The organism is Massilia sp. Root133, from assembly GCF_001426525.1.
Lineage (GTDB): Bacteria > Pseudomonadota > Gammaproteobacteria > Burkholderiales > Burkholderiaceae_D > Telluria > Telluria orientalis.
In genome coordinates, this window is the sequence record NZ_LMEW01000023.1 from 87,063 (window position 1) to 98,512 (window position 11,450).

Annotated in this window: 11 protein-coding genes and 2 tRNA genes; 5 read left to right on the forward strand and 8 right to left on the reverse strand. The window is 65.8% G+C overall.

The genetic code is table 11. From position 1 onward, the window contains the following. The first annotated feature begins 4 nt into the window (after window positions 1-4). Window positions 5-1,285, forward strand: a complete 1,281-nt coding sequence (locus tag ASD28_RS16395; RefSeq protein ID WP_056130090.1) for a DUF445 domain-containing protein — start codon at window positions 5-7, stop codon at window positions 1,283-1,285. Window positions 1,286-1,297: 12 nt separating this feature from the next. Next, complete coding sequence (locus ASD28_RS16400; RefSeq protein ID WP_056130092.1) at window positions 1,298-1,624, forward strand: putative signal transducing protein; 327 nt, start codon at window positions 1,298-1,300, stop codon at window positions 1,622-1,624. Here ASD28_RS16400 and ASD28_RS16405 read toward each other — a convergent pair. Continuing rightward, the gene (locus ASD28_RS16405) at window positions 1,621-2,787 is read right to left on the reverse strand and encodes a mandelate racemase/muconate lactonizing enzyme family protein (RefSeq protein WP_056130094.1); all 1,167 of its coding nucleotides are present in this window, start codon (window positions 2,785-2,787) and stop codon (window positions 1,621-1,623) included. The two genes, ASD28_RS16400 and ASD28_RS16405, sit on opposite strands and share 4 nt — an antisense overlap. A 105-nt stretch (window positions 2,788-2,892) precedes the next feature. Between ASD28_RS16405 and ASD28_RS16410 the strand changes: the two genes are divergently transcribed. Then, window positions 2,893-3,792 (forward strand): LysR substrate-binding domain-containing protein, encoded by a 900-nt coding sequence (locus ASD28_RS16410; RefSeq protein ID WP_056130097.1) that lies wholly within the window; start codon window positions 2,893-2,895, stop codon window positions 3,790-3,792. 51 nt (window positions 3,793-3,843) lie between these two features. On the opposite strand, the gene ASD28_RS16415 is transcribed toward ASD28_RS16410, so the two are convergent. The 5 genes from ASD28_RS16415 to ASD28_RS16435 form a co-directional block, all read right to left on the reverse strand. After that, window positions 3,844-3,920, reverse strand: a tRNA-Met gene (locus tag ASD28_RS16415). Between the two features lie 79 nt (window positions 3,921-3,999). Next, window positions 4,000-4,076 (reverse strand) — tRNA-Met (locus ASD28_RS16420). 86 nt (window positions 4,077-4,162) lie between these two features. Further along, entirely contained in the window at window positions 4,163-5,116 is a 954-nt protein-coding gene (miaA, locus tag ASD28_RS16425; RefSeq protein WP_056130099.1) for a tRNA (adenosine(37)-N6)-dimethylallyltransferase MiaA, read from the reverse strand. Window positions 5,117-5,124: 8 nt separating this feature from the next. Beyond that, complete coding sequence (gene mutL / locus ASD28_RS16430) at window positions 5,125-7,089, reverse strand: DNA mismatch repair endonuclease MutL (RefSeq protein ID WP_056130103.1); 1,965 nt, start codon at window positions 7,087-7,089, stop codon at window positions 5,125-5,127. Between the two features lie 102 nt (window positions 7,090-7,191). After that, window positions 7,192-8,145 (reverse strand): peptidylprolyl isomerase, encoded by a 954-nt coding sequence (locus ASD28_RS16435; RefSeq protein ID WP_082577116.1) that lies wholly within the window; start codon window positions 8,143-8,145, stop codon window positions 7,192-7,194. A gap of 182 nt (window positions 8,146-8,327) precedes the next feature. On the opposite strand from ASD28_RS16435, the gene ASD28_RS16440 reads away from it, so the two are divergent. Further along, window positions 8,328-8,972, forward strand: a complete 645-nt coding sequence (locus ASD28_RS16440) for a VTT domain-containing protein (RefSeq protein ID WP_056130107.1) — start codon at window positions 8,328-8,330, stop codon at window positions 8,970-8,972. A gap of 147 nt (window positions 8,973-9,119) precedes the next feature. Then, window positions 9,120-10,211, forward strand: coding sequence for a carbonic anhydrase (locus tag ASD28_RS16445; RefSeq protein ID WP_056130110.1), 1,092 nt, complete (start codon window positions 9,120-9,122; stop codon window positions 10,209-10,211). A gap of 12 nt (window positions 10,212-10,223) precedes the next feature. Here the strand turns inward: ASD28_RS16445 and ASD28_RS16450 are convergent, their stop codons facing one another. After that, complete coding sequence (locus ASD28_RS16450; RefSeq protein ID WP_082577117.1) at window positions 10,224-10,460, reverse strand: hypothetical protein; 237 nt, start codon at window positions 10,458-10,460, stop codon at window positions 10,224-10,226. A 118-nt stretch (window positions 10,461-10,578) separates the two neighbouring features. Then, window positions 10,579-11,412, reverse strand: coding sequence for a D-hexose-6-phosphate mutarotase (locus tag ASD28_RS16455; RefSeq protein WP_229411997.1), 834 nt, complete (start codon window positions 11,410-11,412; stop codon window positions 10,579-10,581). Window positions 11,413-11,450 lie beyond the last annotated feature (38 nt).

Consider the following 11,450-nt stretch of genomic DNA (forward strand, 5'->3'; position numbering starts at 1 on the left):
CGGCATGGACACTTTGCCTTCCAAGGAACTTGAATTGCGCCAGTCCAAGCGCCTGGCGCTGGGCTTTTTCATCGGCGCCGCCGTGCTGTTCGTCGTCGCACTTCTGCTGTCCACCCGCTGGCCCGGCAACTGGTGGATCGGGCTGCTGAAGGCGTTCGCCGAAGCCGCGATGGTCGGCGCGCTAGCCGACTGGTTCGCCGTCGTCGCCCTGTTCAAGCGGATCCCGATCCCGTTCGTGTCGCGCCACACGGAGATCATCCCCGCCAACAAGGAGCGCATCGCGGATAATCTCGCCGCATTCGTGCGCGATAAATTCCTCGACACGGATTCGATCGTGCGCCTGATCCAGCGCCACGACCCGGCGCAGAAGGTCGCGGACTGGCTGACGAAGCCGGAGAACACGGAACGCCTGGGCGACACGCTCGTGCGCGTGGCCGGTTTCGCGCTCGACGTCATCGAGGACGCGGCCGTGCAGGATTTCATCCGCCGTGGGGTGCACGGTGTGGTCAAGAGCGTCGACCTGTCGCAGACGGCGGGCACGATCCTGGAAAGCCTCACGCGCGACGGCCGCCACCAGCAGATCCTCGACGAAGGCATAGCGCAGTTGGCGAACCTGCTGGCGAACCCGGAGACCCAGGACTTCATCGCGCAGGGCATCGTCGACTGGCTGCGCGACGAGTATGCGTTCATGGAAAAGATGCTGCCGTCGGAACTCATCGGCCGCAAGGGCGCGGACATCTCCGTGCGGCTCGCGGCGGGCATTCTCAAGCGCGTGAGCGAGGACCCCGAGCATCCGCTGCGGCGCCGCTTCGACGTCTTCACGCACGATTTCATCGAACGGATGAAGACGGATCCGGCGTTCATCGAAAAGGGCGAGGACATCAAGCGCCACCTGATCGGCGACGCCAGCGTGAACGGCTACATCGGTTCGCTGTGGGGCGACCTGAAAGGCTGGATCAAGGCCGACCTGCACAAGGAGGATTCGGTGCTGCGGCGCCGGATCGTCGCGACCGGCGCGTGGATCGGCAGGACGCTCGCCGAGGATCCGGTATTGCGCACGGCGCTGAACGAGAACCTGGAACTGGCGGCGCGCGGCGCGGCGCCCGAATTCGCGGGCTTCCTGACGCGCCACATCGCCGACACGGTGAAACACTGGGATAGTGGCGAGATGTCGCACCAGGTCGAAATCAACATCGGCAAGGACTTGCAATACATCCGCATCAACGGCACTATCGTGGGCGGGTTGATCGGCGTCGTGCTGTACCTGCTGTCCGCGCTGGCCTGAAAGGAGCTCGTCATGCATGCATCGAACGAACCGTTGGACGGACTGCTGACCGGCGTCCCCGAACTGGCACGCCTGCCGGGCCGCGACCTGGTGGAGGTGGCGCGCTACCTGATCCCGCTGGAAGCGAACCTCGTGCAGGGTTGCCTCGTCGCCTCCGGCATCCCGGCCGTGCTGGCCGACGCCCACCTCGTGCAGACCGACATGCTGCTGGCGCCCGCGCTGGGCGGCGTGCGCATCCTCGTCCCGGAAGATCATCTGCAGCAGGCGCAGGCCGTGCTGGAGGCGTTCGCGCGCGGGGAATTCGAACTCGGCGAGGATGCGGACGTGAGCGGCGCTTAAGCGGACAGTTCGCGCATCACCCGAATCAGGTCCGCCTTGCCCTCGAAGCCGATGCCCGGCAGGTCCGGCATCGTGATGAAACCGTCCTCCACGCGTACGCCGTCCGGGAAGCCGCCGAACGGCTGGAACAGGTCGGGATACGATTCGTTGCCGCCCAGGCCCAGGCCGGCCGCGATGTTCAGCGACATCTGGTGGCCGCCGTGCGGGATGCAGCGCGTGCGCGACCAGCCGTGCTGGCGCAGCATGTCGAGCGTGCGCAGGTACTCCACCAAGCCGTAGGAGAGGGCGCAATCGAACTGCAGCCAGTCGCGGTCCGGCCGCATGCCGCCGTAGCGGACCAGGTTGCGCGCGTCCTGCATCGAGAACAGGTTCTCGCCCGTCGCCATCGGCTTGTCGTAGTAGTTGCGCAGGGTGGCCTGCAGTTCGAAGTCGAGCGGGTCGCCCGCTTCCTCGTACCAGAACAGGTCGTAGCGCGACAGGGCCTTGGCGTAGGCGATCGCGGTGTCGAGGTCGAAGCGGCCGTTGGCGTCCACGGCCAGTTTCTGCCCGTTCTTCAGCACGGACTGCACGGCGTCGATGCGGCGCAGGTCGTCGTCGAGCGGCGCGCCGCCGATCTTCATCTTGACGACGTTGTAGCCACGCTCGATGTAGCCGCGCATCTCGTCCTTCAGCTTGTCGAGATCCTTGCCGGGGTAGTAGTAGCCGCCGGCCGCGTACACGAACACGTTGCGGTGCGGGCGGCCGTCGCCGTAGCGGTCGGCCAGCAGCTGGAACAGCGGCTTGTCCGCGATCTTCGCGACGGCATCCCACACGGCCATGTCGATGGTGCCGATGGCAACGGAGCGCTCGCCGTGGCCGCCCGGCTTTTCGTTGGTGAACATCGCATCCCAGATCCGGTGCGGATCGAGGTTGTCGCCCGCGTCGTCCAGCAGGGATGCCGGATCGGCCTCGAGGATGCGCGGGATGAAGCGCTCGCGCATCAACTTGCCCTGGCCGTAGCGGCCGTTGGAATTGAAACCGTAGCCGACGACGGGCTTGCCGTCTCGAACGACGTCCGTGATGACGGCCACGAGACTCAGGGTCATCTTGCTGAAGTCGATGTAGGCGTTGCGGATGGGGGAGCTGATGGGGAGTGTCTGTTCGCGGATGTCGACGATTCTCATGGTGGCCTCGCTGGCGTGTTGTTCAAGCGTGCAGGGTAAATCCCCGGGGCGCTCCTATAATTCGCCGTGTGTGAATTGATTATTGAATTTAAGTGAATACCAGGTATGGATAACAGCGGCGCATCCGAACTCGAATTCTTCGTGCTGGTCGCGCGGCACGGCTCACTGGCGGCCGCCGCCCGCGCGCTCGACCTCACGCCGCCGGCCGCGACGAAACGCCTCGCGCAAATGGAGGCAAGGCTGGGCGTCCGGCTCGTCAACCGCACGACGCGGCGGCTGTCGCTGACGAGCGAAGGCGAGACCTACCTCGCGCACGCGACGCGCATCCTGGCGGCGATCCGCGAGATGGAAGACGCGGTCGCGAGCAACCGCACCGCCCCGCGCGGCCTGCTGCGGGTGAATGCGAGCCTCGGCTTCGGCCGCACCACGATCGCGCCCATCGTCTCCGCGTTCTGCAAGCGTCATCCGCAGGTCGAGGTGCAGCTGGACGTGACGGACCGCCCCGTCGACCTGGTGGAAAGCGGCTACGACCTCGCCATCCGTTTCGGCGCGCTGCCGGATAAACGGCTGGCCGCGCGCCGCGTGCTGTCGAACCGGCGCTTCCTGTGCGCGTCGCCGCGCTACCTGCAGCAGCACGGCGAGCCGCAGACGCTGGCGGACCTGGCGCGCCACCGCTGCATCCTGCACCGCCAGAACGACGACGCGTACGGCATCTGGCGTTTCAACGAGGGCGAGGACGGCGAGGTGGTGAAGGTGCACGGGGCGTTGTCGAGCAACGACGGCGACATCGTGCTGGGCTGGGCGCTGGACGGGCACGGCATCCTGATCCGCTCGGAATGGGATCTCGCCAAATATGTCAAAAGCGGCAGGCTGCGTGTCATGCTGCCGCAGTACACGCTGCCGGCGGCCGATTTGTTCGTCTACTACCTCAATCGCAGGAACCAGGCGGCGCGCACGCGGGCGTTCATCGATTTTCTGGTCGAGCACCTGGGCGAGACCGGGTAGGCCGGAATGGAAAAAGCCGCCGGCTCTTGCGAACCGGCGGCTTTCCGAATCTGGTGGTGATAGGTGGACTTGAACCACCGACCCTAGCATTATGAATGCTATGCTCTAACCAACTGAGCTATATCACCAGCTGCATCACTGCTGAAACAAACACTTTTAAAACAAAATGGCTCAGCCTCGAGTGCCAAGCCATTTCGCTTGAATCCTTGGTGGTGATAGGTGGACTTGAACCACCGACCCTAGCATTATGAATGCTATGCTCTAACCAACTGAGCTATATCACCAGAACGGGGTGCATTATGCCGTCCGCACCCCGACGTGTCAAGGCTACCCCCTCAGGATCACCCTGTCCAGCCCCGCACGAATCGTCTCACGCCCGCAACGTGGCCAGATGAGCAAGCATCTGCGGCGCCGGATCCGGCCCCAGGCAATCGATCACGATCCGCTCCGGCATCGACCGCAACCAGGTCAGCTGGCGCTTGGCCAGCTGGCGCGTGGCGATGATGCCCGTCTCGCGCAGCTGGGCGCGGTCGATCGTGCCGTCGAGGTATTCCCACGCCTGGCGGTAGCCCACGCAGCGCATCGACGGCAGGTTCGGGTTTAAATCGCCGCGCGCGCGCAGGCCCGCGACCTCGGCCACGATGCCGGTGTCGTCGTACTTGCCCAGCATCTGGTCGAAGCGCAGCGCGATGCGCTCGTGCAGCACGGCGCGGTCCGATGGCTCCAGTGCGAACGGTACGAGGTCGAACGGCAGTTCCTGCTTCTCGCGGCGCGCGAGCAGGGCGGACATCGGCTTGCCCGACAATTCATGGATCTCCAGCGCGCGGTTGATGCGCTGGGCGTCGTTCGGCGCGAGACGGTCCGCGGTGACCGGATCGACGTCGCGCAGCTTCGCGTGCATGCCGGGCCAGCCGATGCGCGCCGCTTCCGCGTCGAGGCGTGCACGCACGTCGGCATCGGCGGTGGGCAGGTCGTCCAGGCCGTCGTTCAGGCCCTTGAAGTACATCATCGTGCCGCCGACGAGCAGCGGCAGCCGGCCGCGCGCCTGGATCTCGGCCACGAGCCGGATCGCATCTTCGCGGAACTGCGCGACGGAGTAGGCGTCGAGCGGATCGATGATGTCGATGAGGTGATGCGGCGCGCTCGCGAGTTCCTCGGCCGACGGTTTTGCCGTGCCGATGTCCATGCCGCGGTAGACGAGGGCGGAGTCGACCGAGATGATCTCGACCGGGATTTCCTTGGCGATGGTGAGCGCCGCTGCCGTCTTGCCGGACGCGGTCGGGCCCATGATGGCTACCGCCAGCGGTTTGTGTTGCGATGTCATGTGAGGCTTTACTGGCCGCGCAGGAACAGCTTGTCGAGCGCGGCGATTTCGAGTTGGACCCAGGTCGGGCGGCCGTGGTTGCACTGGTCGGCGCGTTCCGTCGCTTCCATCTGGCGCAGCAGGGCGTTCATTTCGGGCTGCGTGAGGATGCGGTTCGCGCGCACGGCCGTGTGGCAGGCGAGGGTGCCGAGCAGTTCGTTGCGGCGCTCGATCAGCACGCGCGAGCCGCCGAATTCGCGCACGTCGCGCAGCACGTCGCGCGCGAGCGTTTGCGCGTCGGCGTTCTTGAGGAGCGTCGGCACGGCACGCACGGCGAGCGTCGTCGGCGATACGGCCGCGATGTCGAAGCCCAGCGCCTTCAGCGTCTCCTGTTCTTCCTGCGCGGTGCCCACTTCGATGGCGTCGGCGAAGAACGTCACGGGGATCAGCATCTGCTGCACCTGCATCTGCTCGCCGCCGGCCTGGGCATCGAGCGCGTTCTTCAGCTGTTCGTACAGGATGCGTTCGTGCGCCGCGTGCATGTCGACGAGGACCAACCCTTTGCGGTTCTGCGCCAGCACGTAGATGCCGTGCAGCTGGGCCAGCGCGAAGCCGAGCGGGAAGTCGTCGTCGGAGGCGGGCCTGGTCGTTTCCGGCAGCGGGGCTTCCTGCACGCCCGGCGGTTGCGCGGGTTTCGGCGTGCCGGTGAACAGCGCGCCATAGTCCGAGGTGCGTTGCGGGACGCCGGCGCCCGTCGGCGCATCCCAGCGGCTGACGGGCGGGAACGGGGACGGCGAGAACGTCGATGAGGCGCGCGAGCCACCGCCACCACCGCCGCCCGAGCCCGAGGTCCAGGCGGGCGATGCCAGTTGCGACCCGAACGACGTCTGCTCGTGCGGCCGGCGCCACGACGGCGTGTCGCCCAGCGACGTGGACGACGGCGTGATCTCGGCGGCGCTCACGGGTGCGGGCGTATCGCCGTGCGCCGTCGCCGACGTGCGGGCCAGCGCGCGCTGCACGGCGTGGAACACGAACTGGTGGACGGCGCGGCTGTCGCGGAAGCGCACTTCGATCTTCGACGGGTGCACGTTCACGTCGACCATCGCCGGGTCGAGTTCGAGCGCCAGCACGTACGACGGAAAGCGGTCGCCGTGCAGCACGTCCTCGTACGCGGCTTTCACGGCGTGGACGAGCAGCTTGTCGCGCACGAAGCGGCCGTTGACATAAAAATACTGGCTGTCGGCGCGCGCCTTCGACGCCGTCGGCAGGCCGACGTAGCCGTGCAGGCGCAGCGGACCGGCACTCTCGTCGAGCTGCAGGCGGGCTTCGGCGAAGTCGCCGCCGAGGATCTGCGCGCTGCGCTTGGCCGATTCGCTCGTGTTCCAGTGGTCGATCGTGCGGCCATTGTGGGTCAGGCTGAACGACACGTCCGGCCGCGCCAGCGCGATGCGGCGCACGACTTCGGCGCAGTGGCCGTATTCGGTCTGCTCGGATTTCAGGAATTTACGGCGCGCGGGCGTATTGAAATACAGGTCCTGCACGTCGATCGTCGTGCCGAACGGACCGGACGACGGCGACACCGTGCCTTGGTGCGAGCCGACGATCTCCCACGCGTGCGCGGCGCCCTGGGTGCGTGACGTGATCTTGACGGCGGCGACCGACGCGATCGACGCGAGCGCCTCGCCGCGGAAGCCGAGCGTGTTCACGTTCTCGAGGTCGGTCAGCGACGCGATCTTCGACGTCGCGTGACGGGCCAGCGCGAGCGGCAATTCCTCGGGCGGGATGCCGCGGCCGTTATCGGTAATGGCGATGCGTTTGACGCCGCCTTCCTCGAGCCGGACCGTGACCTGCGTGGCGCCGGCGTCGAGCGCGTTTTCCAGCAACTCCTTCACCACCGCCGACGGCCGCTCGACGACCTCGCCGGCGGCGATCTGCGAGATGAGCTGGTCGGGAAGCTGCTGGATGGGGCGGTGGGTGGGGGCCGGGGCGTTCATCCGTAAATTATAGCTCGCGGCAAGCCCCGAAACCGGAGGTGTTTGATTTTTCCCAAACCGGGGTCAGAGCCCGATTTGAGGACATTGATTGACAAAATGTCTTTAAAGAAGTTGCCAAAAACCGGGCTCTGACCCCGGTTTTTGTTCCCGCACGGGAATCGGCGCTGCGCACAGGTCGAGATGGCCGGCCGCGACCTTGGTCCACGGGCCGCCGCGGTTGCGCTGGGCGTCCAGGACGCTCTGGTAGGCGGCGCTCTCGGTGCGCATCACTTCGAAACGGCTGCGCTGGTCCGCCGGGACGTCGGCCGCCACCTTAACCGATGCGATCGGCACGTTCATCTCCGGCTTGTCGTAGAACCCCATCGGCGCGGGGCCGCGCGGCAGGGCGGACAGTTGCGGCATGCCGGAGATCACGCGGCCGACCACCGTGATGTTGCGGTCGAGGTGGCGCGCCGGGCCGATGACGGCGTACAGCGCCGTGCCGCCGCCGCTGTCGGCATCGTTGTCGCGACCCACGCCGACCATGCCGTAGCAGTGCGCCAGCCAGGTCTCGCCCGTCTTCGGGTCGCGGCCGACCGGGAAACCGTTCGAATGGCCGACCTGGGGCGCGTAGCCGTCGACGTCCTTCATCCGCGTGAAATGCGTATCGTTCCTGAGGGGGACGGTGAACTCGGCCTTCAGCGTCTTCTGCGCACCTTTGATCCGGCGCACCTTGTCGTTGTCTTCGTTCGGATCGCCCCATTGCACGACCCAGTTGTCCTGCACGCGCACGACGGCCAGTCCGTCGAAATAATGCTCGCGCACGAGGGCCTTGATGTTCTTCACGTGGTTCGGCGCGAACGTCGGCGCCAGTTCGATGACGACGCGGCCGAACGGGAGTTCCATGTACAGCGTGTTGTCCGGGTCGAGAGGCCGCCAGTCCGACGGTTTCGATGCCTTGACGATGTCGGCGACGCTGGGCTTCGGCGGGAGTTCCCTGGCGCCGGCGGTCGCCGCGAAGAGGGCGCAGGTGGCGGCGAGAATCGTGTGTCGGAAGAGGAAATATGCCTTCTTCAATGTCGTCTCCTTGGCCGCTTGTGGCGGGCCGGATCATTGGATGTGTGATGACGATTGTAATCTGGAAAATATTAAAATTAAAACATTTTTGCCGATGAAGAAAATTCGCCGTGAAGATGAGCCGGCAGCCATTTTCGGGGTCGGACTGATGGTATGATTCGGCGCTACCATTTAGGAAAATTATGGATCTGATGCAATTCTTCGACATGATTCTTCATGTCGATAAGACCCTCGGCACATTGCTGGCGCAATACGGGGTGTATGTGTATGCCGTGCTGTTCGCCATCGTGTTCTGCGAAACCGGCCTCGTGGTTCTGTTCTTTTTCCCCGGTGACACCCTCCTGTTCATCGCCGGCGCCTTCTGCGCCACCGGCGAGATGAGTTATGCCTTGCTGACGCTCCTGTTGATCGTGGCGGCGGTGACGGGCAATACCCTCAACTATTACATCGGCGGGGCGATCGGGCATCGCGTGTTCACGCACGATTACCGCTGGCTGAACAAGGACGCGCTGCATCGCACCCACGAATTCTTCGAACGCCACGGCGGCAAGACGATCATCCTGGCCCGTTTCGTGCCCGTCGTGCGCACGTTCGCGCCGTTCGTCGCGGGCATCTCGGACATGACCCATGCCCGCTTCCAGATGTACAACGTCACGGGCGCCGTGGCCTGGGTGGTCAGCCTGGTGACCGGCGGTTACTTCTTCGGCAATATCCCGGTGATCCGCGATCACCTGACGATCATCGTGCTGGTGGGCGTCGGCGCGGCCGTCGTGCCCCTGGCGCTGGGCGGGCTGTACAAGGTTGGACGGCGCATGATGAGCCGCTGAAGCCTGACAAGTGATCACATGAAACGCGCCGCATGACGGCGCGTTTTTTATTTGCGGCGGCTATTGATGCACGGAATTGTTCCCCAGGCTCAAGTTTACTGTCGGTCACGCCGATAAGGCAGTGGAGAGCAATACTACTGGATTCCCATGCGTACCCTGATCGCCCTGTTCGCTTGCAGCTGCGTCGCCCTGAGCGCAAGCGCCGCGAACGATCCCGCCGCCGCGGCGGCAGCCAGGCTGGCGGCTTCCGTGTCTCGGCCGGCGTCGGCCATGGTGCCGGCCGCGACGAAAAAGGCCGAGCCCGCCGAAAAGAAAGCCGAACCGAAAGCCGAACCGAAAGCCGAACCGAAAGCCGAACCGGCCGCGAGCGCCAGCTCGGCCAGCGAGGAAGATGCCGAGGTCGAGCTGTCGGCCAAGATCGCGCAGCGCTTGGCGGCCCTACGGGAGCGCCAGCAAGCCCGCGCGACGGCCGCCGCGCGCGCGAAAAAACTCGCCGATGCGAAGCGCAGGCAGGAGGAGCAGGCCGCCGCCGCGGCGGCCGCCATCGCCGCTGCGCCGAAGCACGGCACCGTGTGGTCGTACGAGGGCGAGCTGGGCCCGGCGAACTGGTCGAAGATCAATGTCGACTGGGCCAAGTGCGGCACCGGCAACCGCCAGTCGCCGATCGACTTGCGCGACGGTATCAAGGTCAATCTCGAACAGATCAGCTTCGACTACCGCCCGTCGTCGTTCAGCGAGGTCAACAACGGCCACACGATCCAGGTGGCGGTGGGTGGCGGCAATTTCATCACGGTCGGCAACACCGTGTACGAATTGCAGGAATTTCACTTCCACCGTCCGTCGGAAGAAAAGATCAACGGCAAGGGCACGGAGATGGTCATCCACCTCGTGCACAAGAGCGCCGAAGGCAAGATCGCCATCATCGCCGTGCTGCTGGAGCGCGGCCAGCCGCACCGCCTGATGCAGACGATCTGGGACAACCTGCCGCTGGAAAAATTCGACACCGTCTCGCCCTCGATCGTGATCGACCCGACCGACGCGCTGCCGGAACGGCGCGAGTATTTCACCTACATGGGCTCGCTGACGGAACCGCCGTGCACGGAAGGCGTGCTGTGGATGGTGTTCAAGCAGCCGATGCAGGCGTCGCCGGCGCAGATGGCCCTGTTCTCGCGCCTGTATCCGCTGAACGCGCGGCCGGTCCAGTCGACCGCGGGCCGCTTGATCAAGGAATCGAACTGAGCGCTGGCGTGCTCAACGCCAGCGGCGGCCACCGCCACGGTGCCCATGCCAGCCACGGCCGCCACGATCGTACTCGTGATAGCTGAAGTCGAGCGAGACGGGCGGTCCGACATACGTGGGACCATAGCCGTAGCCGTACGGAGAATAAGGTGCGTCGTAGGCCGCATAAGGCGGCGCATAGACGGCGCAGCCGGACAGGGCGGACCCCGCCGCCAGCACGAGTGCCAGCCGTTTCACCAATGTACTCATTGCGTCTCCTCCTTGCGTGTCCTCCCATGCTCGTAGCATGTAGTTTAGGCCGCATGACGAGGCGCACCGCGCATTTTTTGCTACAAAATGAAACGCCGGCAAATGCCGGCGTTGCTGTTCATCCTGCCTGGACGACGGCCCGGTACGTCCCGCGCCAGATCCCGCCCGGCTCCAGTTGCTGCGGTGGGGCGGCCGCATCCCCCAGCAGGGCAGGCTCGATGCAGACGAAGCGGCGGTATTCCTCGTCTTCCATGTCGGACAGCGCCGCCGCGTCGGCCGCGCCCGGGTTCCACACGACGGCGTCGTTGAAGCCCGTCTGCTCCAGCGTCACCTTGTCCGCGCCCGTGTCGAACGCGATCGCGCCCTGGATGCGCTCGAACACATGGTCGAGCTTGTCGGTGATGGCGAGCGTCTCCGCCTGCACGCCGTCGATGCGCACGGCTTCCACGTCCTCGACGAGGTGGTACGTATGCAGCGCGGCGGCGAACGGGAAGGTCTGCGTGCCGGTGTTGCGCACGTCGAGCGACATGTCCAGTTGCGCACCGCGCACCGCCACGCGCAGCAGCAGTTCGAAGGCGTAAGGCCAGGCGGCTGCGAGCTGCTGGGGCAGATCGCCCTGATTCAGCGCCAGCACCGCGAATGCGGCACCATCCGCTTCGCCCTGGTCGAGGACGCGCCAGGTCGCGACGCGCGCAAAGCCGTGGCGCATGCCGGTGCCGCGCTCGGCGAACTGGGGAAAGATGACGGGCACGCCGCCGCGGATCGCCTTCTGGCCGTCCAGCGCGGACAGGCTGCTCAGGAACAGGCGTTCCTGGGCCGGCCCGCCGGCCGTGGTGACGGCTTTCCACGACACGACGTGGGCGCCGTACAACGTGATGGTCGCCTCGGCACCGTCCGGCGCGCGAAGTTGCAGGGCGGGCAATTGCCCGAAGTTGATGGTCGTTGCGCTCACGAGAATCCTCCTCAGGGGGGACGCCCGCGGGCGTCCCA